Source organism: Saccharothrix syringae, from assembly GCF_009498035.1.
GTDB lineage: Bacteria > Actinomycetota > Actinomycetes > Mycobacteriales > Pseudonocardiaceae > Actinosynnema > Actinosynnema syringae.
On the sequence record NZ_CP034550.1, the window covers coordinates 6,389,770 to 6,414,306 of the forward strand.

At 71.5% G+C, this 24,537-nt stretch carries 22 protein-coding genes and 1 pseudogene; 10 read left to right on the plus strand and 13 right to left on the minus strand.

Annotated elements, in window-relative coordinates; translation table 11 throughout:
• Positions 1 to 157 precede the first annotated feature (157 nt).
• The 5 genes from EKG83_RS27250 (at position 158) to EKG83_RS27270 (ending at position 4,599) form a co-directional block, all read left to right on the plus strand.
• On the plus strand, positions 158 to 1,069 hold the full coding sequence (locus tag EKG83_RS27250; protein ID WP_153278471.1) for a hypothetical protein: 912 nt from the start codon (positions 158 to 160) through the stop codon (positions 1,067 to 1,069).
• Positions 1,062 to 1,598, plus strand: coding sequence for a restriction endonuclease (locus tag EKG83_RS27255; protein ID WP_170191978.1), 537 nt, complete (start codon positions 1,062 to 1,064; stop codon positions 1,596 to 1,598). Before EKG83_RS27250 ends, EKG83_RS27255 begins: the two co-directional genes overlap by 8 nt.
• Before the next feature lie 170 nt (positions 1,599 to 1,768).
• A complete protein-coding gene (locus EKG83_RS27260; RefSeq protein WP_033436072.1) occupies positions 1,769 to 2,308 on the plus strand; it encodes a winged helix-turn-helix domain-containing protein in 540 nt (179 codons plus the stop codon).
• Positions 2,233 to 2,829, plus strand: coding sequence for an IS630 family transposase (locus EKG83_RS27265; RefSeq protein WP_153278430.1), 597 nt, complete (start codon positions 2,233 to 2,235; stop codon positions 2,827 to 2,829). Before EKG83_RS27260 ends, EKG83_RS27265 begins: the two co-directional genes overlap by 76 nt.
• 165 nt (positions 2,830 to 2,994) lie before the next feature.
• Complete coding sequence (locus EKG83_RS27270) at positions 2,995 to 4,599, plus strand: hypothetical protein (protein ID WP_033435264.1); 1,605 nt, start codon at positions 2,995 to 2,997, stop codon at positions 4,597 to 4,599.
• Between the two features lie 219 nt (positions 4,600 to 4,818).
• Here EKG83_RS27270 and EKG83_RS27275 read toward each other — a convergent pair whose 3' ends face one another.
• On the minus strand, positions 4,819 to 6,669 hold the full coding sequence (locus EKG83_RS27275; protein WP_153278472.1) for a recombinase family protein: 1,851 nt from the start codon (positions 6,667 to 6,669) through the stop codon (positions 4,819 to 4,821).
• A 366-nt stretch (positions 6,670 to 7,035) separates the two neighbouring features.
• On the opposite strand from EKG83_RS27275, the gene EKG83_RS27280 reads away from it, so the two are divergent.
• From EKG83_RS27280 to EKG83_RS27295, 4 genes and pseudogenes are all read left to right on the plus strand, one after another.
• Positions 7,036 to 7,620: a TetR/AcrR family transcriptional regulator gene (locus EKG83_RS27280; protein ID WP_051766923.1), complete on the plus strand. Its 585-nt coding sequence runs from the start codon at positions 7,036 to 7,038 to the stop codon at positions 7,618 to 7,620.
• Between the two features lie 84 nt (positions 7,621 to 7,704).
• Entirely contained in the window at positions 7,705 to 9,396 is a 1,692-nt protein-coding gene (locus EKG83_RS27285) for a 3-ketosteroid-delta-1-dehydrogenase (protein ID WP_033435263.1), read from the plus strand.
• Positions 9,397 to 9,428: 32 nt separating this feature from the next.
• Positions 9,429 to 10,199, plus strand: coding sequence for an SDR family NAD(P)-dependent oxidoreductase (locus EKG83_RS27290; protein ID WP_033435262.1), 771 nt, complete (start codon positions 9,429 to 9,431; stop codon positions 10,197 to 10,199).
• 197 nt (positions 10,200 to 10,396) lie between these two features.
• Positions 10,397 to 11,050: pseudogene (locus EKG83_RS27295) on the plus strand (MarR family transcriptional regulator); the annotation flags it as partial.
• Positions 11,051 to 11,077: 27 nt separating this feature from the next.
• Here the strand turns inward: EKG83_RS27295 and EKG83_RS27300 are convergent.
• The 12 genes from EKG83_RS27300 to EKG83_RS27355 all read right to left on the minus strand — a co-directional run bounded on the left by EKG83_RS27300 (position 11,078) and on the right by EKG83_RS27355 (position 23,601).
• On the minus strand, positions 11,078 to 13,366 hold the full coding sequence (locus EKG83_RS27300) for an MMPL family transporter (protein WP_063741526.1): 2,289 nt from the start codon (positions 13,364 to 13,366) through the stop codon (positions 11,078 to 11,080).
• Positions 13,367 to 13,540: 174 nt separating this feature from the next.
• Complete coding sequence (locus tag EKG83_RS27305) at positions 13,541 to 14,212, minus strand: response regulator transcription factor (protein WP_228122225.1); 672 nt, start codon at positions 14,210 to 14,212, stop codon at positions 13,541 to 13,543.
• On the minus strand, positions 14,209 to 15,348 hold the full coding sequence (locus tag EKG83_RS27310) for a sensor histidine kinase (RefSeq protein ID WP_051766922.1): 1,140 nt from the start codon (positions 15,346 to 15,348) through the stop codon (positions 14,209 to 14,211). The genes EKG83_RS27305 and EKG83_RS27310 overlap by 4 nt, the downstream gene beginning before the upstream one ends.
• Complete coding sequence (locus EKG83_RS27315) at positions 15,345 to 16,580, minus strand: NAD(P)/FAD-dependent oxidoreductase (protein WP_033435261.1); 1,236 nt, start codon at positions 16,578 to 16,580, stop codon at positions 15,345 to 15,347. The genes EKG83_RS27310 and EKG83_RS27315 overlap by 4 nt, the downstream gene beginning before the upstream one ends.
• The gene (locus tag EKG83_RS27320; protein ID WP_228122226.1) at positions 16,577 to 16,918 is read right to left on the minus strand and encodes a 2Fe-2S iron-sulfur cluster-binding protein; all 342 of its coding nucleotides are present in this window, start codon (positions 16,916 to 16,918) and stop codon (positions 16,577 to 16,579) included. Before EKG83_RS27320 ends, EKG83_RS27315 begins: the two co-directional genes overlap by 4 nt.
• On the minus strand, positions 16,915 to 18,135 hold the full coding sequence (locus tag EKG83_RS27325; RefSeq protein WP_033435260.1) for a cytochrome P450: 1,221 nt from the start codon (positions 18,133 to 18,135) through the stop codon (positions 16,915 to 16,917). Before EKG83_RS27325 ends, EKG83_RS27320 begins: the two co-directional genes overlap by 4 nt.
• A gap of 21 nt (positions 18,136 to 18,156) precedes the next feature.
• A complete protein-coding gene (locus EKG83_RS27330; protein WP_033435259.1) occupies positions 18,157 to 19,062 on the minus strand; it encodes an SDR family NAD(P)-dependent oxidoreductase in 906 nt (301 codons plus the stop codon).
• A gap of 99 nt (positions 19,063 to 19,161) precedes the next feature.
• The gene (locus EKG83_RS27335; RefSeq protein ID WP_033435258.1) at positions 19,162 to 20,082 is read right to left on the minus strand and encodes an SMP-30/gluconolactonase/LRE family protein; all 921 of its coding nucleotides are present in this window, start codon (positions 20,080 to 20,082) and stop codon (positions 19,162 to 19,164) included.
• Between the two features lie 36 nt (positions 20,083 to 20,118).
• A complete protein-coding gene (locus EKG83_RS27340) occupies positions 20,119 to 20,997 on the minus strand; it encodes an alpha/beta hydrolase (RefSeq protein WP_084717122.1) in 879 nt (292 codons plus the stop codon).
• Positions 20,998 to 21,074: 77 nt separating this feature from the next.
• Complete coding sequence (locus tag EKG83_RS27345; protein ID WP_033435257.1) at positions 21,075 to 21,938, minus strand: SDR family NAD(P)-dependent oxidoreductase; 864 nt, start codon at positions 21,936 to 21,938, stop codon at positions 21,075 to 21,077.
• On the minus strand, positions 21,935 to 23,086 hold the full coding sequence (locus EKG83_RS27350; RefSeq protein ID WP_033435256.1) for a serine hydrolase domain-containing protein: 1,152 nt from the start codon (positions 23,084 to 23,086) through the stop codon (positions 21,935 to 21,937). Before EKG83_RS27350 ends, EKG83_RS27345 begins: the two co-directional genes overlap by 4 nt.
• Before the next feature lie 104 nt (positions 23,087 to 23,190).
• The gene (locus EKG83_RS27355; RefSeq protein ID WP_228122227.1) at positions 23,191 to 23,601 is read right to left on the minus strand and encodes a nuclear transport factor 2 family protein; all 411 of its coding nucleotides are present in this window, start codon (positions 23,599 to 23,601) and stop codon (positions 23,191 to 23,193) included.
• A 127-nt stretch (positions 23,602 to 23,728) separates the two neighbouring features.
• Between EKG83_RS27355 and EKG83_RS27360 the strand changes: the two genes are divergently transcribed.
• The gene (locus EKG83_RS27360; protein ID WP_228122228.1) at positions 23,729 to 24,520 is read left to right on the plus strand and encodes an enoyl-CoA hydratase/isomerase family protein; all 792 of its coding nucleotides are present in this window, start codon (positions 23,729 to 23,731) and stop codon (positions 24,518 to 24,520) included.
• The last annotated feature ends 17 nt before the right edge of the window (positions 24,521 to 24,537 follow it).

A 24,537-nucleotide genomic window follows, 5' to 3' on the forward strand; every position in this document is an offset into this window, starting at 1 on the left:
CGGCCATCAGCCGGGCTGACGGGCCAACGTCCCTGAGCCTGGCGCCCATTGCATCGACATGATCGGCAGATGGTCAGACTCTGCGGACCTGAAGGTGCATCCCAGGCCGTGGGGCGGCCAAGGCCGTAGAGCACCCCGGAGACGATACGGTGCCGCCATGCGATGCCTGCTGGCCACCACCCTCGACGCCCCCCGCGAACGGCTCCGACAGGTTATGGACCGACTCAATATCGACCTCGTCGAGGCCGAGCGTCTAGAAATCGACTGGCTCACCCATCCTCCGAGACTGGCGGTGGACTTCATTTGCGCGGTGCTACGCAAGAGCAATGACCAGGATGCCGAAGCGGCGATTTTTGTTGATATCGGCGTCGCACTTGGCCGCCAAATTCCAGTCTTTCTCATAGTGGAGCCACGACGTGAAGTTCCGCTTGTTGTGGCGGGCCTCACGCGGGTTGAAGCCGACTTGGACAACGAGGAGGCGCTCTCACTCCATTTGGGTCAATTCATTCGCGCATTACATCGAGGTAGGACCGACAGCTCCACAGAGGTGCGGCGACGCCGCGTGCTGTCGCAGTCGGAGGCCGAAATCGCACACGCTCGTCTACGTGAGCTTCAGTCCATCGATGAGCGCAACATAGGGTCGAAGGTGGAGCGATTCGTCCGCCTCGTTACCGATCTTTTGGATACAGGCGACGTTGAAGTGTCGGCGGTACGGATGTTCGAGGACCGCGGATACGACATGGCCCTGTGGTCGAACGATGTGAGCCCCACCCTGGGCGGACCTATACCGATTCAACTGAAATTGTGGAGTCAAGACCGCCCAAATGCCGTACGCAAAGCAGCCGAGGTGTTCGCCCGACAACTGAGCGAGCGACCGTTCCCGTTCGGGATCTTGATCTATGACGCGCCGGGCGAAAACACTTCTACAGGGCCGCGACAGCCTTCTCCCGCGCGAATCGTCACAATTTCCGCCCATCAACTCATCGACAAACTGACCGAGCAGTCATTGACTGAAGTGCTCACCTCTATGCGCAACGCTGTCATGCATGGAGCCTCCTACGGTGGGTGACTTCAACGAGACGGTGAGGGAATATCTGGGTCGGGCTGGCGATCTCAGCAACACAACCCATGTTCGAGGACGCGCATACGAGGACGCTCTCGCGTATGTCTTCAAATCCATCCCAGGGTGCGACATACAACGTAACAGCTTGAACCAGTTCTTATCCGAAGAGATCGACCTGTCGGTCATGAACTTTCAGGACTTGGACGGCCTGCGGGCACTTCCGGAGATATTTCTTGTGGAGTGCAAGAACTGGAGTGAACCCGTGGATTCCGCCACGGTGACCACGTTCGCCAGCAAAATCCGCCATCGTGGCTGCACACTGGGCGTCCTGGTCGCAGCGAACGGTGTTACCGGAGACCCGCACCAACGAACGGCCGCCTACCAATCCGCCGCACTCGCCTTGGCGGAGAAGACGAGAATACTGCTCCTGACCACAGACGATCTACACGGGCTCACATGCGCCAGGGATGTCGTAGTGCTTCTTCATCGCCGTCTACTCGATCTAGTCGCCGCCGGGACTTTCACTCTTGCCTGAGACGCGAATGCCAAGTTGCACACGATTATGATCTTCCCATCGGCTATTGCGTCGCAGTTTAGAGCGGACGACATCGCTGCTGCGCCAGACGGTACGCCATGATTACTGATCTTCAATTCGTGTTGTCGCCGGGTGCTGACAGGTCTTGATCGTTGCGGTATGCCGGTGGGATGCGGTACGCGCAGGGTGGCGGGCTGACCGACGAACGGCGGGAGTTCCGGGAACGACTGCGCCTGCAGGCGGCCGAGCGGTTCGCCGACGGCGAGGCCAATGCGGTGATCGCCAAGGATTTGCGGGTCACTGTGCGATCGGTGCAGCGCTGGCGACGGTCCTGGGTCGCAGGCGGTTCCCGGGCGCTGGCCTCGGCCGGCCCGGCGTCGTCGCCCCGTCTGGATGAGGCGAAGTTCGCGCAATTGGAGCGGGAGCTGCACAAGGGGCCGATGGCGCACGGCTGGCCGGATCAGATCTGGACGCTGTCACGGCTCAAAACCGTGATCGGGCGCCGGTTCCACCTGGCCTACACCGTGCAGGGGGTTCACCTGCTGCTACGGCGGCACGGCTGGACGCGTCAGGTGCCGGTGCGGCGGGCGGTGGAACGCGACGACCAGGCGGTTGCGGGGTGGGTGAAGGACACGTGGCCGCAGGTGGAAGCACCGCGGCGGCGCTCGACGCCTGGGTCGTCTTCGAGGACGAGGCCGGGATGTCGATGACGCCGCCGACCTCCCGCACCTGGGCGCCCCGCGGTCGCACACCGGTGATCCGGGTGCGCGCCGGGGCACGGCGCCGGATGTCGGTCGCGGCGCTGGCCTGCTACAAGCCGGGCGAGCGATCGCGGCTAATCTACCGGCCCCGACTGGACGGAGTCGGTGGGCGCCGCAGCTTCGCCTGGACCGACTACCGCGACCTGCTCGTGGCCGCCCATCACCAGCTCGGCGGGCCGATCGTGCTGGTCTGGGACAACCTTCCCACCCACCGCTCCGAGGACATGCTGTCCTTCATCGACAGCACGGACTGGTTGACCGCCTACCGCCTTCCCTCCTACGCACCGGACCTCAATCCGGTCGAGGGCATCTGGTCGGTACTGCGACGCCGCTGGTTGTCCAACGTCGCGTTCACCACCGTCGACCATCTCGTCCGGACGGTCCGGCAGGGCCTACGCAAGATCCAGTACCGCAACGACCTCATTGACGGCTGCCTCATCGGCACCGGACTCCGACTCCACCCCACCTGACCTCATTCGACACCACGAATTGAAGATCAGTAAGCGGCGTACGCATGAGGTCACCCGGATGCCGCAGCCTCCGACGACACACCTGATGGGCGTGGAACGGCCTTCACCGAAGCTCACCCTGCGACCCAGTAGGGTCACCGCCCGAGCAGTGCGGTGAGGAGCCTGATGAGGGACGGTATCGACTGGGTCGAGGTCGGCAGCGGCGGGCGGTTCGAGAAGATCGTCAGCGTACTGCTGAGCACGCTTCACCCCGACTCCGAACGCATCGACGGCTCAGGCGGTGACGGTGGCCGCGACCACCAGCTGCGCAGCGGCCACCGGTTGGAGCTATGGCAGTCCAAGTACTTCCTGCGGCGCCTGTCTGAGTCCCCCACCCGCAAGAGGCAGATCATCGACAGCCTGGTGACAGCCGCGGCCCTCCAACCGGACTCGTGGACGCTGGTCACACCGATGGTGCCGACCGACGACGAACGCGACTGGTTCGACGGCCTGGCCGACGACTACCCCTTCCCTCTGACGTGGCGGGGCGGCGACTGGTTGGATGCGCGCCTCGTCGAACACCCGGCCATCGTCCGGCACTTTATGAGCGCCAACGACGAGTACGTAGCGCTCATGCGCGAACTTCGAGAAGAGCAGGACGCCCTCGTCGACGGGATGCCCGCGGCGCTGCCTCGGATCGAACGACTCGCCGCGAAGATCAACGACTCGAACCCGTTCTACAAGGTCGATTTCACCGTGCGGGACGGCCGCGTCGTCGACACCCGCCTGCGCCCCGCCTATCGAGGCGCGGAGAAGGACAGCCCGGTGACCATCCGGTTCACCGTGCTGTCCGGGCTGGCGGACGCCGACTTCATCGACCGCCTGAACACCGCACTGGAATACGGCGAGCACGCCGAACTGCCCGACAGCCACGTGCGCGACGTCGTGATCACCGCACCACCGGGCTTCGGCGCCGCATACGACCAGGCCCACGTCACCATCGGACCCGCCCCGCAGGAACCCATCGACCTCACCATGAGACTGGCGATCCGACACCCCGACGGACGACAACTCGCCGCACTGCCCACCCGGTTGACCGCGCGCCGCGCGGGCATCCGCGGCGTGACACTGCACGGCAGCGACCTCACCGGCGTCATCACTGCCCGCCTCCGGGTAGACCCCCACCAAGGCCAGTTCTCCCTGGAAATCAGCTCCGACTGGTCACGACCACAACTGCCCGGCGCCGCCCTCCCGATCCTCCGCTTCCTCCAACATGCCACACCGCCCAACACCATGCTGCTGTCCCTCGGCGACATCGCGACCACACAGCCGACCCAGATCCCCCCGGCGATGGCCGTGTCACCAGGGACCGTGGAAGCGGTCCAAGACCTCGAACGCCTCCAGACCGCCGCAGGCGAACCGTTTCCCGTTCCACGCGAACTGACCCCCGAAGAAGACCGGGAACTCCGCCTCGCCGTCCAACTCCTCGACGGCCACCCCGTCAAAATCCGCCCCAACCCCATAACATTCGACACGACGGATCCCGAACGCTTCATCGACGAAGTCCGGCGTGGAACCAATCCCAGACTGTCGATCACGCCCCCGAATCCCTACGTCGTCCGCATAGCCGGCCACGAAGTGACGCTCGGCGGCTACACGGTGCATATCAATCGACCCCAGATCGTCCGATCGTCCCAGGAACGCGCCGACAGAACCGTTCAGCTTGTTGTCGCGCCCGCCGAGGGGCATGACATGGAGATCGAATTGAACGACATTTCAACCGGTCACTGAATCACGCAGTTCACACCTCCAGTCGACACTGGCAGTGACCATTCCGACGCAGATCATTTCACTGGACGAAAGCTTGAGTGGGGAATTCCCCACTCTTGCACCGAAGGCTCGAAGCGCTGCTAAGCTGGTCTTATGTCGGACACATAATTTGCCCCGCGAGATATTTCCAGGTCAGCTGGGAGTCTCGTGGGGCATTGTGTTCCCGACCTCGCTCCAAGCCTACCTGGTGGTCGCCGCTCGTGGGGTGTCTGCCGGTGCGCGGGGTGTCTGCCGGTGCGCGGGCAGGAGCAGCGGGTGGCGTCCGGCTCGCCCCACGACCTGCCGACCGCGGTCACGGCCGTGCCGGCCCGGCGGCGGGTACTCGGCTCCTCCGGCTCGGGATGCGTCCCGCGAACGGGTGGTGCGGAGGGCGACGTGAAACCCGGTCTGTCGGTGCCGACGCTGGGGTACTGCCGGGCGGATCGGTCGCCGGAGAGGCTGGTGCGGGGAGCGGGTTGTATGAGCCAGTGCATCGACCTGGTCTGCGGGCGCGTCGGGCTGATCCGCCTCCGAGGCCAGCGCGCAGCTCACGGTCAGTAGGAGTTGTTCGCCTGCTTTTCCACCATGTTCGGTCCGGGGCCTGCCATGGATGGGCTGGGGTGCCAGGTGCCTGCGTGGTGTGCGCGCTCGCCCGGTGGTGCTGCGGTCGAGCAGAGCGACCCCGGCGGTGTCGCAGCGGAAGACGAGTCCGAGTTCGTCGACCAGACGTGCGGTCTGGTCCAGGTCTGGGTTGTCGGCGATGCCCGCGGCGGTGAGGTGTGCGGCGATGCGGGCGAGCAGCTGGTCCTCGCGCAGGTAGAGGTTGCCCGGCGCGCCCTCCGGTCGGGTACGGGCGCTGGTGTGACCGTGACGGCAACGGTACGCGGCCCGGCCGTGGGAACGGTGCGAGTCCATCTTCCGCCCACACACCCCACACTGAAGTCGGCCCGCCAACAGGTAAACGCGCTCGCCGTCGTCGGCGTCGGCATGGCGGGTGCTGTTCCTGGTGGCCTGGATGGTCTGGGCGGTGACGAAGTCCTGCTCGGACATCAGCGGAACGTGGGCGATGCGGGTCGAGATCGCCCAGGTGTGCTGTTCGTTGCGCACGCTGGTCCGGCGTCCGCTCGGTGAGCGGGTGGCGCGGTCGGCGCTGGTGCGGTTCCACACCTGGTGGCCGGTGTAGCGCGGATTGCCCAGGATCTCCACCACCGTACGCAGCGACCAACCCTGATCGATCCAACCCCGGCCGCGTTCCGCCTCGGCGCTCGACGGGCTGGGCACGGACTGCTCGTTGAGGTGGCGGGCGATGCCCGCAGCGCTGTGCCCGGCCAGACGCAAGGAGAAGATCAGCTTCACCACGGGTGCCGTGGCCGGGTCAGGTACGAGCCGCTGCCGGCGCACGCCGCGCCGTGCCAACGCCCGGTTCGGGTGCGGGCCCGCGTCGACCAGGCGATAGCCGTAAGGCGGCCTGCCCCCGAGGTAGCGGCCCTGCTCGACGGTCTGCATCCGCATCGCGGTGACGACCCGGTGGCGGGAGCGAATCACCTCCGTCTGCGAGCGCATCGCAAGCAGCGACAGCAACGCCTCGTGCGCGGGGTTGTCGAAGTCCACCGGTCCTTCGGCTTCCGGCAGCCACAGCTGCACCCCGAACTGCTCCAGCACCGCCCGCAGCTCCCGTACCTGGGCTCCGTCGAGGAAGGCGCGCTCGTATTCGCCGACCACCACCGCGTCGACCCGGTCGGCGTTGGCCGCGATGTAGCGCAGCATCGCCGCAGCGCGAGGCCGCAAGTGCCAGGGGACCTGGCGGGAGCACCCGACCTCGAAGTACTCCTCCGTGATCGCGCCGTGCCCTCCGGTCAGCCTACGGGACACATCCAGCTGCCACGCCCGCGACGTGCGCGGGTCCTGGTGCTCACAGGTGGAAGCGCGCCCGTAGAAGAGAAACCGAAGGCTTCCGACTGGAGCGGAATCCAAGGCCGGGATACCAGGCGGGACGGTGACGGCGATCCACTCGGCGAGCGTGGTGGGGCGAGATGGGGCGGACACCGTCATGGAGTGATCCTCGATGTCGGAATGGGCAGACGCCGAGGTGACGAGGTGCCCTCACCGCGATGACAAAGAACCCCGAAGATACGCCCGGTTGGAGTAGTCGAAGCCGCCTGGTTCGTCGTACAACGGCTGCGGCATCCGCATGTCCGAACGTGCTCGGCGACCGGGAGGAGCTGGACAAGTCGCTGCTCGGCAACGTGGACTCGAACCGCTGCCCGCGGCCTTGACGTCTGCTTCGACATCTGGCCACCGATCCGTCTCGACGCCGCCGAACCGGCTCCACGTGGTGTTCCACTCACTGGAACCCCTGCCGTCATCACCGCAGTCGCGGGCGCATCCTCGGTCGAGTCCCGGAGCGGAAGTGAGGAGATGGAGCCCCGAACCCGATACCGCATCCTCGACCACGCCGCCGGACTGTTCGCCAGGCACGGGTTCAGGCGGACATCGCTTGGAGTCGTCGCCGGTGCCGCCGGGATCTCCACCCCTGGTCTCCTGCACCACTTCGGCAGCAAGGAGATGCTCTACCGCGCAGCGGTGGACGAAAGCCGAGAGCAGGGCAACGCGCTTCTCGGCCGGGTGATGCGGGCGCCCGCCGGATCCGCACGTGCCCGGCGGGCGGTGGAGTTGACGATCGACTTCCTGCTGGCCCGACCGGGTCTGGCGCATCTGGCGCTCACCTCGGCCGACACCGGGCAGGGGATTCGGGAACCGGGCTGCGTGCCTGCATTGGTGTACGAACTGTTCGACGTCGCCCCACACCGCGGCGACACCGAGCGCTCGGTCCGGGTCATCGGCACGGTCAGCGTGTTGACGGCGCTCTGCCTGTCCGCCCGCACGCGGGACGACGGGAGCGACTGGCGTGAGTCCGTCATCGCAGCCGGGCTCGACACGCTCGGTTGGACTGACGGCAGCTTCCGCGAGCACTCGGCACGTCCATTCAGCCTTCGCCGGTAGACGTGCACGGCACGAGGTGGACCGCTTTGGCGCCAGTAGGCCGCGAATGTTCTACTAGCGCGCGCTAGCTACTATGGAGGAACGATGACGACACCCGCGTCGACGGCGCACGACACGACCGTGGACCTGCTCGTGGTGGGGTCCGGCACGGGCTTGGCAGCCGCCTTGGGTGGCCGGGAGGCCGGGCTCAGCGTCCTCGTGGTCGAGAAGACCTCCCACGTCGGCGGGTCGACGGCGCGTTCGGGCGGCGCGTTCTGGATTCCCGGTAACTCCGCGCTGCGGGCGGCGGGTTCGGGCGACAGCGTGGAGAGCGCGGCCGAGTACCTGTTCGACCTGGTGGGCGACTCCGTCCCGCAGGAGCGGTGGCGTGCCTTCCTGGAGCACGGTCCCGCCGCCGTGGAGATGTTGCTGCGCACGACGCCGATGCGGTTCTCCTGGGCCGAGGGCTACTCGGACTACCACCCGGAGCGGCCGGGCGGGAGCGCGGCCGGGCGCAGTTGCGAGTGTCGTCCTTTCGACGCCTCGGTGCTCAAGTCGGAACGCCGGCGGTTGCGGCCGGGTGTGCTCTCCGCTCCGGTGCCGATGCCGGTCACCGGAGCGGACTACCGGTGGATGAACCTCGTGGCCCGCGTGCCCCGCCGGGCGGTGCCACGCATCGCGCGCCGCGTCGTGCAGGGTCTGGGCGGTCTCCTGCTGCGCAGGGAGTACCTGGCGGGCGGTCAGGCGTTGGCCGCCGGGCTGTTCGCGGGCGTGCTGCGCGCGGGCGTGCCGGTCTGGACGGAAACCGCCCTGGTGCGCCTGACCACCGTCGGTGACCGGGTCACCGGTGCGGTGCTGCGGCAGGGCGGCCGGGAGGTCACCGTGACCGCGCGGCGTGGTGTCGTGCTCGCCGCGGGCGGTTTCGACCACCGCGCGGACTGGCGGCACCACCACCAGTCGCCGGCGCTGGAGGCGGGGTGGAGCCTGGGCGCCGTGGGCAACACCGGTGACGCCATCAGCGCCGCGCAGGAGGTCGGGGCTGGTACGGCGCTGATGGACCAGGCGTGGTGGTTCCCCGCGGTCGCACCGCTGCCCGGCGGGTCGCCGCAGGTGCTGCTGGCCGAGCGGTCGCTGCCCGGCTCGTTCATGGTGGACTCGACCGGCCGCCGGTTCGTCAACGAGGCCACCGACTACATGTCGTTCGGACAACGGGTGCTCGCCCGCGAGAAGGCCGGCGACCCGGTGGGTGCGATGTGGCTGGTGTTCGACCAGCGCTACCGCAACAGCTACGTGTTCGCGGGCACCGTGTTCCCCCGCATGCCGCTCCCCCGCGCCTGGTACGACGCGGGCATCGCGCACCGCGCCACCACGCCGAGCGACTTGGCGCGTGCCGCCGGGCTGCCTCCCGAGCAGTTCGCGGCGACGTTCAGGCGGTTCTCCGAGCTTGCCGGATCCGGTGTCGACCACGACTTCGGGCGTGGGCGCAGCGCCTACGACCGCTACTACGGCGACCCCACGGTGACGCCCAACCCGAACCTGCGGCCGCTGGACCTGGGACCGCTGCACGGGGTGCGCGTCGTGCTCTCCGACCTGGGCACGTGCGGCGGCATCACGGCGGACGGCTCGGCGCGCGCCCTGCGGCAGGACGGCACCCCGATCGACGGGCTGTACGCCATCGGCAACGCCGCCGCCAACGCGTTCGGCGCCACCTACCCCGGCGCCGGGGCCACCATCGGCCAAGGGCTGGTGTTCGGCCACCTCGCCGCCCGGCACGCCGCCTCGCTCCCCTCGCGGTGACCCGCCGCGAGACCTCCCCGGAAGGAACACCCATGCAGCGATTCGACGGACGCACCGCGCTCGTCACCGGCGGCGCGTCCGGCATCGGCCAGGCCACCGCCCTGCGCCTGCTCGCCGAGGGCGCGACGGTCGTCGCGGCCGACGTCTCCGCCGACGGCCTGGAGAAGACCGCGGCGCAGGCGGCCGAGGCGGGCGCGGGCGGGCGGCTGACGACCGCGGTGCTGGACATCGCCGACGAGCGGGCCGTGCAGGAGGTCGTCACCGGGGCCGTGGCGGCCCTGGGCGGCTTGGACGTGCTGGTCAACGCCACCGGGATGCTGCGCGGCGCACACACCCACGACTGCTCGCTGGAGCTGTGGAACCGGGTCATCGCGGTCAACCTGACCGGTACGTTCCTGGTGACCCGCGCCGCGCTGCCCGCCCTGCTCGCCACCGGCCGGGGCGTGGTGGTGAACTTCAGCTCCACCTCCGCCTCGTTCGCCCACCCGTTCATGGCCGCCTACTCGGCCAGCAAGGGCGGCATCGAGTCGTTCACCCACAGCATCGCCCAGGAGTACTCCAAGCAGGGACTGCGCGCGGTGTCCGTGGCGCCGGGCAGCATCAGCAGCGGCATCACCAACGGCATCGGCGACCTCGTGCCCGCCGACATCGACTGGTCGCTGCTGGGCAAGCTCACCCCGGCGCTGGGGCAGGGCTTCGCCGGGCCGGAGGCGGTGGCCGGTGTGGTGGCGATGCTGGCCTCGGACGACGGGGCGTTCATCACCGGCACCGAGATCCGCATCGACGGCGGCACCCACCAGTGACAGGTTCCTCCCCGCGCCCGCCGGCTAGGCTGGTCGGGCGCGGGGAGGAGGACGGGGTGGGTGAGACGGCGGACCGGGTCGTGCCGATCGATGTCGGCGAGGCCCGGTTGGAGTCGGCGACGGTGGACCTGGTCAACCTGATCGCCTTCGCCGCGCACGGCCGCGCCTTCGCCCGCCGTTTCCGCGACGCGACCGGCGTGGACCTGCCCGCCGCCGAGCTGCGCACCCTGCTGGTCCTGGCTCAGGGCGACGCGCGCAGCGGTGGTGACCTGGCGGTGGCGTTGGCGATCGACCTGGGGCAGACCAGCAGGCAGGTGTCGGCGCTGCAGCGGGCGGGGTTGGTCGAGCGCTCCGCGGACCCGGCCGACCGGCGGCGCAGCCTGGTGGCGCTGTCCGAGCGCGGCGCGGAGGTGGACCGGCGGTGGCGGGCGGCGTGGTTGCGGGACTACCTGCGCCCGGTGGCGCGGTGGCCGGAGGCCGACGTCGCGGATCTGACCCGGTGGCTGCGGCTGGTGGACGCGGCGTTGCGCCGGGGGTTGGGGGCGGGCGCACCGGGTGGTCGGCGGGCCGCCGGGGTGGATGCCGCGCCGCCGCACCTGCGCTCCTACGCCGAGGTCGTCGTGGACTTGGTGGAGCTGGTGGGCACCTCTCACGGGTTCGACGACCTGCTGCGGGAACTGCGGGCGCCGATCCGGCAGGCCGCCTACTTCGCACTGCGCCTGATCGACGTCCACGGCCCGCTGCCCATCACCGAGGTGGGGCAGCGGGCCGGGGTGGACCAGTCGCAGGCGAGCAAGCAGGTGCGCGTGCTGGAGGAGCACGAGCTGGTGGAGCGGGCCGCGGACGGTTTCGACCGGCGCAGCACGCTGGTCAGGGCGTCACGGCGCGGCCGGACCCTGGTGCGGCGGGTCCGCGACTTCCAGCTGGCCGGACTGCGCGGCCTGCTGAGCGGCGCTCCCCGCGGCGACCGGGACCGGTGGGCGGAGCTGGTCGTCGACCTGGTGGCCGAGCTGGGTCGGTGACGGCTCGTCCAGTGCCCGCCCTTCGGCGTCGAGGTGCGGCAGGACGCGGTCCAGCCACCCGGGCAGCCACCAGGCGCGGCGGCCGAGCAGGGTCAGCAGCGCGGGCACGACGATCATGCGCACGACGAACGCGTCGGCGACGACACCGGCGGTCAGCGCCAGGCCGATGGACCCGATCAGCGACGACGGGCTCAGGGCGAACCCGGCGAACACCGCGGTCATGATGGTCGCGGCGGACACGACCACCACGGCGGTGCGCCCGAATCCGTCCATCACCGCCTCGACCGGGTCCAGGCCGCGCACGTGCGCCTCGTGCATGCGGGAGACCAGGAACACCTGGTAGTCCATGGCCAGGCCGAACAGGATGCCAACGATGAGCACGGGCAGCAGGCTCAGCATCGGGTTGCCCTGTGGTGCGGAGAAGACCGGGCCGAGCCAACCCCACTGGAACACCGCGACGGTGACGCCCACGCCCGCGCCGAGCGAGAGCAGGAAGCCGACCGTGGCGATCAGCGGCACGAGCAGGGAGCGGAAGACGACGACCAGCAGCAACAGGGACAGGCCGACGATGACGACCAGGTAGGTGACCAGAGCGGCGGACAGCCGCTCGTCGGTGTCGATGCCGATCGCGGTCTGGCCGGTGACCAGCAGGTCCACTCCGGGCACGTCGTCGGCACGGTCGCGGATGTCGTGCACGAGCCGCTCGGTGCGCTCGTCGACCGGACCGGTGGTGGGCACGACCTGGAGCAGGGCGGTGTCACCGGTGGCGTTGACGCCGGCAGGGGCAACGGAGGCGACGCCGCCGAGGGCGGTGAGCCGGGAGGTCACCTCGTCCAGGCGGGCTTGCACACCGTCGCCTTGCGCGAGCACGATCAGCGGTCCCTGGTAGCCGGCACCGAACGCGTCGGCGATTTGTTCGTAGGCGGCGCGCTGGGTGCTGTCGGGGTCCTCGCCGCCGGGGGTGGTCAGCGAGGTGGCCAGCGACAGCACCGGCACGGCCAGCACGAGCAGGCCCGCCACGGCGCCCGCGAGTACCGTGACCGGCCGGCGGACGACCAGCTTGATCCAGCGGTCCAGGAAACCGATCCGATCGGCGCGGACCGGCGTGCCACCGGCGCGCTCACGACGCGGCAGGGCTCTGCGCCCCATCAGCTTGAGCGCGGCGGGTAGCAGCGTGAGCGACATCAGCACGGCGACCGCCACCCCGACCGCGGCGGCCAGGCCCATCTCGGTGATGAAGCCGATGCCGACCACCGCCAACCCGGCCAGGGCGATGACCACCGTGCCGCCGGCGAACACGACCGCGGACCCGGCGGTGCCGGTGGCACGTCCGATCGCGTCCTCCAACGGGCGGCCCTCGCGCAGCTCGGCCCGGAAGCGGGCCAGGACGAACAGGCAGTAGTCGATGCCCACGGCCAGGCCGAGCATCACCGCCAGGGTCGGGGTCATGCTGCCGATGGGCGAGAACGCGGAGAACGCCAACACGCCGAGCACGCCCACCGCGACGCCGATCAGGGCACCGAGCATGTTGGCCCCGGCGGCGGCCAGCGAGCCGTAGGTCAGCAGCAGCACGGCGAAGGCCAGGACCGCGCCGACGACCTCGGTGGGTCCGAACACCTCGGGCATCGGGTCGCCGATCGAGCCGCCCACCTCCGCGCCCAGGCCGCGGTCGCGGGCCTGCTCGGCCACGGCGACGACGGCGTCGTGGACCGCGTCGCGGTTGTCCTCGGTGATTTCGCGCAGCGACAGGGTGGCGATCGCGGTGGTGCCGTCCGAGGAGACCGCCGGGCGGGCCGGGTCGAACGGGTCGGAGACCTCGGCGACGTGCCCGGTGGCCGCGGCGCGGACGAGCACGTCGGCGACGGTGGTCCGCTGCGCCTCGTCCAGGGGTGTGCCGTCCTCGGTGAACAGCACGAGTTGCAGGGTGCCGGTGCCCGGTTCCCCCGACGGGGACGGGAATTCGCGTTCGACGACTTCCAGTGCGGTGCTCGACTCGGTGTCGTCGATCTCGAACCCGCCGTCCGCGAAGCGCATGCCGCCGATCGCGGCGGCGGCCAGGCCCGCGGCGAGCAGCAGCCAGGCGGTGATGACCAGCAGTGGGCGTCGGGCGCTGCCCACGCCCAGCCGGTAGAGCAGTCGTGCCATGCGGTGATCTCTCCTGCGGTGTCCCGGTAAGGGGCGCGACGCGATGCGCCGCCGACCGTCCCCACCGGGGCACCAGCCTTCCGGCGGGATGCCGTCGCGTCGTCGTCCGCGCACGGCATCCCTGCTGCCGCGCCCGCAGTAGGTCGACGGCGCGTACTGCGCCCGCGGTACGGCTCAGGGAGCGTCGAGCAGCCCCGAGGCGTGCACGGTGACGACCAGGGCGGCCCGGTCCCGCACGCCGAGCTTGGTCATGGAGCGGTTGACGTGGGTCTTGGCCGTGAGCGGCGAGATGACCAGGCGGGCGGCGATCTGGTCGTTGCTCAGGCCACGTGCCACGAGCAGCACGACCTCGCGTTCGCGGTCGGTTAGCGGGTCCAGCGACGATCGCGTTGGCGGTGGGGGCGCGACCGCACGGGTGGCGTGGGCGGCCAAGGTGGTCATGGCGCGCGCGGACAGCAGCGTCTCCCCGCGGGCGACCACGCGCACGGCGTCGATCAGGGCTTCGGGGGGCGAGTCCTTGCCGAGGTAGCCGCGCGCCCCGGCGGCGACGGCGGACAGCACGTGCTCGTCGGTCTCGAAGGTGGTCAGCACCAGCACGGCGACATCGCGCGACGCGCCGGGGTCGGCGGTCAGCCTGCGGGTGGCCGCCACACCGTCCACGCGCGGCATGCGCAGGTCCATGAGGACGACGTCGATCCCGCCCTCGCGGACCCGGCGCACCGCGCCGTCGCCGTCGGCGGCCTCGCCGACCACGGTGATGCCGGGTTCGGACTCCAGCACGCCGCGCAGGCCGGCCCGGATGAGGGCCTGGTCGTCCACCACGAGGACACGCACGTCGCCGGTCACCGCACGTCCTCCCCGTCGGGGTCGGGGCAGCCGGATTCGAGCGGCAGGGTCGCGCGGACCCGGAACACCGCGCCGTCCCGCCCCGCCTCCAGGCACCCGCCGACGGCGTCCACGCGTTCCCGCATCCCCACCAGGCCGTGGCCGCCGGTCCGCGACGGCGCGGCGTCGGCCACCGGGTTGACGACCTCGACCACCACGGTGCCGGGTGCCCGGCGCACGGCCAGTTCGACGCGGCCGGTGCCGTGGCGGGCGGCGTTGGTCAGCGCCTCCTGCGCCACGCGGTAGCCGGTCACCGACACCAGGTCCGGCACCTGCCCCCCGTCGAGCCGCGCGTCGACTTCGACACCGCCCCGGCGGACGGCGTCGACCAGGTTCCCGACCCGCTCCAGACCAGGGGCGGGGGTGTCGGCGTCCACGTCGTCGGCGCGCAGCAGGCGCAGGATGCCGGCCATCTCCCGCAGCACCGCGCGGGCCGCGTTCTCGGTCTCCACCAGGGCGTCCTCCGAGCGGGCGGGGTCGGTGCGCAGGGTGCGGCGGGCCAGTCCGGCGTGGACGGTGATGACCGCGACGTGATGCCCCACCACGTCGTGCAGCTCGCGGGCGATGCGCAGCCGTTCCTCCACGACACGCCGCCGCGCCACCGCCTCCCGCATCTGCTCCGCCCGCCGCGCCCGGTCCTCCACGGCCAGCACGTAGTCGCGACGCGACCGCACGGCGTGACCGACGCCCACCGCCCCCGCGGTCCAGGCGATCATCGCCGCCACGTCGGCCTCCACCGCGATCCCGGGGCCGTTGAGCAGCGGCGGGAGGCAGAACACCAGTGCGGTGACGACGGCCGTGACCGCCCATCCCCGCCGCCTGGCGGTCGACACCAGGTGCAGCAGGGCGAGCTGGCTCAACGCGCCCAGCGACACCCACGCCGGGTCGGCTTGGCCGACCAGCACGACGCCGGCCGTCGTGGCCGCCCACGCCGCCGGCGGGTGCCGGTGCCGCAGCAGCACCGCCGCGCAGCCCGCGACGACGCAGGCGGCCGAGGGCCACGGGCCGCCGGAGGCGGTGATCCGCACCAGGGCGAGCCCCGTCACCAGGACGGCGACCAGGGTGACCAGGGTGTCGACCCGACCGGAACGGCTCACGCCACCAGCTTCTTCAGCGGTACACCGGCGTCGGCCGCCGCGTCGCGGGACACCGTCCTGCCCTGTGCGAGCGCCTTGCGCACGACCATGAAGTCGGCGGGTGCGTTGACGCACTCGGCGGCGGTGAGGCGGTCGCCGCGGTAGCGCAGCGCGGTGAACCGGCCGGGCCGATCGCCGGGGCGGAGGACCACCTCGTCGTCGAGGTGCGCCAGACCGGCGATCTGGATCTTCAGGTCGCCCTGGTCCGACCAGAACCACGGCACGCCGGTGTAGGGGCGCGGGTCGCCCACCAGGGTGGTGGCGGCGGCCTTGGCCTGTTCCACGGCGTTGTCCACGCTCTCCAGCCGCAACCGCCGGTCGGAGCCGGGTGTGGGGTCGGGCAGGTCGGCGCAGTCGCCCACGGCGAGGGTGTGGCCGTCGGAGGCGCGGGAGAAGGCGTCGACGACCACGCCGCCGTCACAGCGCAGCCCGGCGGCGCGCGCCAGGTCGTCGCGCGGGTGGGCACCGACGCCGACCAGCACGAGACCGGCGGGCAGGCTCGTGCCGTCCTCCAGCTCCACGGCGGTCACCGAGCCCCGATCACCGCGGAAGCGCAGCGGGCGCGCCCCGGTGAGCACCCGCACCCCGGCGGCCTGGTGCGCGGCCCGCACCAGCTCGGCCGTCAGCGGGCTGACCACGCGGCCCATCAGCGACGGACCGGCCTCCACCACGGTCACCCGCACGCCCGCCGCAGCCGCGGTGGCGGCGACCTCCAGCCCGATGAACCCGCCGCCGACCACCACCAGGTCGGCCACGTCGAGGCGGCGGGCCAGCACCTCGGCGTCGGCGAGATCACGCAGCACCACGACCCCGTCGAGGTCGGCACCCTCCACTTCCAGGCGGCGTGGTTCGGCGCCGGTGGCCAGCACCAGGCGGTCGAACTCCCAGGACCGCCCGGAGGCGGCCACAGCCGTGCCCGCTCCCGTCCCGGCCAGCTCCAGCCGCGTGACGCGTTCGTCGAGGACGAGGTCCACGCGTTGCTCGCGGTAGAAGGCGGGACTGCGCAGCGCCAACGACCCGACGGTCGCCTCGCCGCGCAGCACCGCCTTGGACAGCGGCGGCCGGGTGTAGGGGGCGTGGGGTTCCTGCCCGACCAGGGTGACCGGGCCGGCCCAGCCGAGTTCGCGGGCGCTGCTCACCAGCTGCGCGCCGGCCTGGCCCGCGCCCACGACGAGCAGGTGCCCGGTGCTCACAGCTGGGTCTCCGGGATGGTGACGCGGACCTCCTGCCCGGCGGCCAGGACGAGCCGGCAGGACAGTCGGGAGTTGTCCTCGCGGTCGGTGGCGGCGACGTCGAGCATGTCGTCCTCGTCCTCGCCGACCGGTGCGAAGTCGTCGGCATGGCGCTCGTCGAGGAAGACGTGGCAGGTCGCGCAGGACAGCGACCCACCGCACTGCCCCAGGATGCCGGGGACGCCGTTGCGGACCGCGGTCTGCATGACCGAGTCGCCGACCTCGGCCTCCACGACCCGTTCGGTGCCGTCGGGCTGGGTGTAGAACACCTTGGGCACGGTCGTGTCCTCCTTCGTCACCAGGTGACCGGCAGGCTGGTCATGGGCTGGGTGAGCACGTCGCGGCTGAACACCGGTTCGCCCGCCAGCCGCAGCTCGGGGATGCGCTTGAACAGCTCGGCCAGGCCGACCTGGAGCTCCATGCGGGCCAGGGGCGCGCCGAGGCAGTGGTGCAGGCCGTGGCTGAGCGTCAGGTGGGGGTTGTCGGGGCGGGCGATGTCGAACCGCGCGGGGTCGGTCACCGCGGCGGGGTCGTGGCCGGCGGCGCTCGGGTCGATGCTGACGGCGTCGCCCTTGGCGATGAGCTGTCCGTCGACGACGACGTCCTCGGTGGCGACGAACGGCACCAGGCCGCCGCCACCGCCGGCGGGACGGCCGGTGGCGAACCCGCCGTGCCGCAGCACCTCCTCGGCGGTGGTCGCCGCGAGGCCGTCCGGGTCGGCCGTGAACCGGGCGCGCTGCTCGTCGTCGCTCAGCAGCGCCAGCACACCGGTGGACAGGAAGGTGGCGGTGTTGTCGAAACCGCCGACGATGAGGATGAACGCGATCGGCAGGATTTCGGCGTCGGTGAGCGTCTCGTCCCGGTCGCGGGCGTGGGCCAGGGCGCTGAGCAGGTCGTCGCGCGGTTCCTCGCGGCGCTCGGCGATGAGGTCGGTCATGTAGGCGGCCAGCTCGGCCATGTCGGCCGCCACCTCGGCCTCGGACTTGCCCGCCACCGCCAGGGTGGACGAGCTCCACCTCTCGAACTTCTCCCGGTCCGACGACGGGACGCCGAGCAGGTTGCTGAGCATCTCGATCGGCAGCGACAGCGAGTACTCGGGCACCAGGTCCCGCACGCCGCCGCGGTCGATCATGCCGTCGATCAGCTCGTTGGCGAAGGCCACGGCGGAGTCGCGCATCTCGCGCACCCGCTTGGGCGAGATGGCCTTCTGCACCAGCTTGCGCAGCTTGGTGTGCTGGGGCGGGTCCTCGAACTGGAGCGTGCCGCGCAGGAAGTCGGGGAAGGGCACGAAGAACGGCACGACGCGCTCGCCGGTGCGGAACGGCTCGCGCACGAACCGGCGGTCGCTCAGGATCTCGCGGGCGGCGGCGTTGCGGTGCACCAGCCACACGTCGCCGCCGTACGGCATGGTCATCTTCGTCATCGGCCGGTCGGCGATGATGCGGCCGAGGTGCTTGACGGCCTCGGTCGGGGGCACCGGTGCGAAGGGGTACTCGGTGCCGGGGGTGGTGGTCATCGGCGTGTCTCCGGGCTCGGCTCAGGCGGTGGGCGGCTGGGGGACGGCGACCAGCTCGGGCCGCGCCTCGGGGGTGAGGTGCATGACCTCGTCGAACCGCTCGGCGACGGTCTCGACGGTCAGGGCGGGGTCGTGGATGCCGGTGGTGGTAACCACGACGGCGCGGTTGACCGTGCCGCCGGCGGCGTTGAACAGCTCGCCGGTCACCGTGCAGGAGGGGTGCACCAGGTAGGCCGCCAGCGGGGCGACATGCTCGGGCAGCAGCTGCGTGCGCAGGTACTCCATGACCTCCGGCGCCAGCGACTCCGCCGAGCTCTCGGCCATCCGGGTGCCCGCGCCGGGCGCGACGGCGTTGACCAGGATGCCGTGCTCGGCGCCCTCGAGGGCGAGGTTGCGGGTCAGGCCGAACACCGCCCCCTTGGAGCTGCCGTAGTGGGTCATCAGCGGGTTGCCGAGCATGGCGGCGGAGACGGTGTTGACCACGCGGCCGCTGCCGGAGGCGATCAGGTGCGGCCAGGCCGCCTTGCAGACGTTGAGCGAGCCGAAGAAGTGCACGTCGAGGTGGCGCTGGTACTCCCGCGTGTCGACCTCGTCGAAGCGGGCGGTGCGCACGATGCCGGCGTTGTTGATCACCGCGTCGAGGCGGCCGAACTCGGTGACCGCGGTGTCGACGACCTCGGCGGCGCCGCTCTCGGTGGAGATGTCGGCGCGACAGGCGACGGCCCGGCCGCCGGCGGCGCGGATCTCGGCCACGACGTCGCCCGCCGGGTCGTCGCCGTCCACGCCACCGCCGTCGACCCGCGCCCCGAGGTCGGCGACGACGACGGACGCGCCGCGGGAGGCCAGCAGCAGGGCGTGGGCGCGGCCGATGCCGCGCCCGGCCCCGGTCACGACCACGGCGCGGTCGGTGAAGGAAAGGGTGTCCACGGGTGTTCCCCTCTGCTCGGCGCGCTCGCCGCCGCACCTGGGCACGACTCCAACGCTACCGAATACATGAGTTTGGTCAAGTAATGTGACGCAGGTCGGTCAGGGACGGTTGGCGCCGCCGCCGACCGCGACGTCGGCGGCCCAGACCGAGCCGCGGCGCTGCCGGCGGGACTCCTCCCAGTCCAGGACGTCCAGGCCGGCGCAGATGTAGAGGGTGCGGCGGTCCTCGCCGCCGAGCACGCAGGCGGGAGGTAGCGCCACCTGCGGGTCGAAGCGCACGACGTCGGTGACGGCCCCGCCTTCGACGATGCGGGCCACGGCGGGCACCGAGGGCATGCCCGTCCACACGCCGCCCTCCTCGTCCAGGCAGATGCCGTCCGGCAACGAGGAGGTGGTGGCGAACACCCGCCGACCGCTCAACCGGCCGTCGGCGTCGCGGTCGAGCACGGTGATGCGGTTGGCGAACGCCTCGGCGGTCACCACGCGGGTGCCGTCGGAGCTGACGGCGATGCCGTTGGCGCCGCCGAAACCGCCCAGCTCGGTCAGCGCCCGGGCGGTGCCGTCCGGTTCGACCACGAGCAGCGCCGAGTCGCGCGGTTCCTCGCCCGCGAACAGCTCGAAGCCCAACTGGGTGACGTAGGCGCGGCCGTCGGCGTCGACGACCATGTCGTTGACCGGCCCGGTGGCCAGTTCGCGCAGGTCGGCGTGCACGGTGACCCGCTCGCCGTCGAAGGCCAGGACCAGGCGCTCGTGCATCGAGGTGACGATCAGTCGGCCGTCGGGCAGCCAGCCGAAGCCGCCCGGGATCACCTCGGTGCCGTTGACCGAGGCGCGGCCGGACAGGTCGAGGGCGGTCTCCGGCGCTCCGGCGGCGTCGAGGCGGACCAGCCGGTGGGCGTACATGTCGCTGAACCACAGCGCACCGTCGTGCCAGCGCGGGCACTCCGCCCAGGTGTAGCCGCGCGACAGCTCACGCGGGACGACTTCGCGCGCGTCGGTCAGGGGATCGGCGTCGGACACGGTTTCTCCAAAGATGAGTTTGGTCAAGTTTTGCGCTCAGAAGGGGAGCGGGTAGGCGAACTTGGCCCGCAGCAGCGCGCCGGTCTCGGCGACCGCGAGCCGGCCGCGCGCCAGGTAGTCGGCTTGGAGCACGAAGCCGTGCGGGACGCCGGGGTAGCGGGTGAGCGTGGTCTGCACGCGCGCCTCGCGCAGGCGCGCGGCGTAGCGCTCGCCCCAGTCGCGGATCGGGTCGCACTCCCCCGTCACCACGATCGCCGGGGGCAGGCCGGACAGGTCGGCGGCGTAGGCCGGGATGCGGTAGGGGCTGTCGGGCGCGCCCTGCCCGGAGTCGGCCAACTCGTTGAGGTAGAGCACGTCGTCGCGGCTCAGGATCGGGGCGTCGGCGTAGCGGGTGATCGACGTGGCGGCCAGGTCGCGGTCCACGCCGGGATAGATCAGCACCTGGCAGGCGATGGCAGGTCCGCCGCGGTCGCGGGCCGCCAGTGCGACGGCCGCAGCCAGGGTGCCGCCCGCGCTGTCGCCGACCACCGCCAGTCGCGCCGGGTCCACGCCCAGGTCGTCGGCGTTCTCGGCGACCCACGCGGTGGCGGTCCAGGCATCGTCGAACTGCGCGGGCGGCGGGGCCTCCGGTGCCAGGCGGTACTCGACCGCCACGACCACCGCGCCGCTGTGGTGGGCCAGGTTGCGGGCCACCGGTTCGAAGGAGTGGTTGGAGCCCATGCACATGCCGCCGCCGTGAAAGTACACGATCACCGGCGCGCCGTTTTCGGTGGTGGGGCGGTGCACGCGCAGCGGGATGTCCCCGTGCGTCCCGGGGACCAGGTGTTCCTCGGTGACGGCCATGGCGGGCAAGTTCGGCGGGTGGGGCGCGGCTTCCAGGGACGCGCGGACGGCCTCGATGCCCCGCTCGCGCATGGGTGGGGCATCGGCCACGGCCGCGGCGATGGCCGCGGCGTCGGGATCCAGCGGGAACGCGGTCACGACCTCGCCCCTCACTCGGCCGGGACGGTGAACTCGCCCTGGAGCAGGACCGGGGCACGGCGGTGGGCCAGGGTGTCGGCACGGGCGGCCATGGCGTCGACGACGAAGGGCTGCGAGGTCAGGTAGAACTCGCCGGCCGCCGCCTGGTCGAAGAACACGCGGGCGGCGTCGAGCGGGTCCATCGCCTGCGCCTTCACCTTGAGCATGGCCTCGCGGTGCTCCTCGGCCGCGGCGATGTCGCCGTCCTCGACCGCGCCCGCGGACTCGAAGATGTCGGAGGCGACCGCGCCGGGCAGCACCGCCTGGACGTGGACGTGACCGGCGTGCCCAGCCAGCTCGACCTCCTGGTGCAGGCACTCGGTGAGCGCGAGCACGGCGTGCTTGCTCATGATGTAGGGAGCTTGCAGGGGTGCGGCGCTGACACCGCCGATCGAGGACAGGTTCCACACCCACGAACGCCCCGCCTCGGCGAGCATGCGCGGCAGGAACGCGCGGATGCCGTGGAAGACGCCGTTGACGTTGATCGAGACCAGGCGCTCCCAGTTGGCGACCGGGGTGTCCCACAGGTAGCCGAACTGCTCGACACCGGCGTTGTTGACCAGGAGCCGGACCGGGCCGACCTCGGTCACGGTGCGTTCGGCGAGCCGTTCGAGCGCCCCGGGGTCGCGCACGTCGCAGGCGACGTCGACCGCGCGGGCACCGGCCGCTTCCAGTTCGGCGCGCAGGGCCGCGATGGCGGCGGTGTCGACGTCGGCGAGCACGACGGTCATGCCCAGCTCCAGCGCGGCGTGGCGGGCCAAGCCCGCACCGATGCCGGCGCCCGCGCCGGTGATGACGGCGACACCGCCGCCGAACAGGGCTTTCGCGTCGCTCATCGGGTGTTCTCCTCGCGTTCGGCGACGATCTCGCGGATCGCGCGGACGACGGGCGCGAACGTCGTCTCCGGATCGGTGATCGCCGGGGTGTCCATGTTGTTGTGGCAGATCGCCACGGCGATGCGGTCGCGCAGGTCGGCCCAGGCGATCGACCCACCCGCACCGGGGCTGTAGACGATCTCGCGGTGCCCACCCACCAGCGGGTCGGACGCCCCCGGCTCGCCGCCGAGCCAGTAGCCGGCCGCGCCGAACCACACCGGGATGGTCAGCACCCGGTCCGGGTCGTGCGCGCCTTGCCGCGGTCGGGTCAGGGACGCGGCCCGTTCACGGGACAGCAGCCGCACGCCGTCGAGTTCGCCGCCTTCCGCCAGCAGGGCGAAGATCCGGGCCGCGGAGGGCGCGGTGGCGATGGCCCCGGCACCGGGGTCGACGGCCTGCCGCACGACGCGCTGGTTGTGCACGTCCGATCCGGGGAACACGGCGGGCGGGCTGATGTTGTGCTCGTCGACGATGGCGAAGGTGTTGCCGCCGTAGAGGGTGGCGACCCGGGGCAGGTCCGCGTCGGGCACGCCGAGGTGGAAGTCGGTGACGCCGAGCGGTGCGCAGATCTCCTCGCGGACGAACGCGTCGAACGGCCGACGGGCGGGGTCGGTGCGGCGCACGACCTCGCCGAGGATCCACCCCCACACCAGCACGTGGTAGGCATTGGCCGTGCCGGGTTCGAACAGCGGGGTGAACGCGGCGATGCGCTCGACCATCCAGTCCCAGTCGGCCATCAGCTCCGGCGTGACCCCGTCGGGCATCTGCGGGATGCCCGCCCGGTGCGACAGCGCCTGTTCGACCGTGGTGGCGCCCTTGCCGTTGACGGCGAACTCCGGCCAGTAGCGGGCGATCGGCGCGTCCAGGTCGAGCAGGCCGCGCTCGGCCTGGAGGTGCACGGCGAGTGCGGTGACGCCCTTGGTCACCGAGAACACCGGGAACAGCGTGCGGTGGTCGGCGGGGATACCGCGCTCGGCGTCGGCGAGCCCGGCGACGGCGTCGACGATCAGCTCGCCGCGGTGGTAGGCGGCGACGGCGATGCCGGTCTCCCCCAGCTCCAGCGCGCGGTCGAGCGCGGCGTGAACGCGTGGGTCGTGCGGGACGGTCATGGGTCTCCTCGTGCGGCGGCGAACGGCGGAGTCGGGCCCGGGGTCGCACGAGACTAGGGAGCCGGCGTCCGTGCGGGTCTTCGGTGTTCCGGTGAGTGGACGGGTCAGGAGGTCACCTGACGACGGGCGAGCAGCCAGCGGCCGTCGGCGCCGCGCCGCAGTTCGTCGGTGTAGGAGCCGACGGCGAGGATGCTCGACGGCGTGCCGCCGGACAGGAGCTGGAAGTAGGAGTGCGCCGCGGCGCGGTCGCCGTCCACGTGGACCTCGTGGTTGGTGATGACGTGCCGGTTGCGGGAGGCAGGACCGGCGTACCCCAGCTCGCGCATCGACTCCAGCCCTTTCAGCACGTCCTCGCGGCCCTGCCAGGTCGCCTCGGGCATCCACCACTCCACGTCCTCGGTGCAGAGCGCGCCGATCTCGGGGACGGTGCTCTCGTCGGCCATCCGGCCGAACTGGTTGAGGAGGGTGACGATGAGCGTCACGTCGTCGGCGGTGCCCTTGCCGTCGGTGCTCAACAGTTCTTCTCCTTACTCTTGTGTCGGGGTGGCGATGGTGACCCCGCGCACGCGGCCCCCGCGGTGCTCCTCCCGGTGAGCGGGACATCGGGCTCACGTGCCACCGCCGTGCGGCAGCCTCCGGGGCGTGACGACATCTGCTGACGACGGCCACCTCGACCTGTCGGTGTCCGTGCGGGACGGCATCGCGCTGCTGGAGATGCGCCGCCCACCCGCCAACCACTTCGACGAACGGCTCGTCGGCGGGATCGTCGATGCGGCTCTCGCCCTCGACGACGACCCCGCCTGCCGGGTGATCGTGCTGGCCTCGCAGGGCAAGCACTTCTGCGCGGGCGCGGACTTCGGCGACGGCGGGGGCTTCGACCGGGACCGGGTGGCGGTGTCCGAACGCCTGTACCGCCGGGCCGCTCGACTGTTCGACGTGCGCACGCCGATCATCGCCGCGGTGCAGGGCGCGGCGGTGGGCGGCGGGCTGGGCCTGGCGTGCGCGGCGGACTTCCGGGTCGCCGAGGCGTCGTCGCGGTTCGTGGCCAACTTCGCGCTGCTGGGCTTCCACCAGGGCTTCGGCCTGAGCGTGACGCTGCCGGACCTGGTGGGCCGCCGGGCCGCGGCCGACCTGCTGCTGACCGGTCGGCGGGTGGGTGGTGAGGAGGCCCTCCGCATCGGACTGGCCGACCGGCTCGCCGAACCCGGCCGGGTGCGTGAGACCGCGCTGGCGTGGGCTCGGGAGATCGCGGCGGCGGCGCCGCTGGCGGTGCGGTCGATCCGGGCGACGCTGCGGGCTGACCTGCCCGACCGAGTCCGTCAGGCGCTGGAGCACGAACTGGTCGAGCAGGCCCGGCTGTGGCGGACCGCCGACTGCGCCGAGGGCATCGCGGCGAGCCTGGAGCGGCGTGCACCGGTGTTCCGCGGCGAGTGAGAACGGGGCGTCGCCGG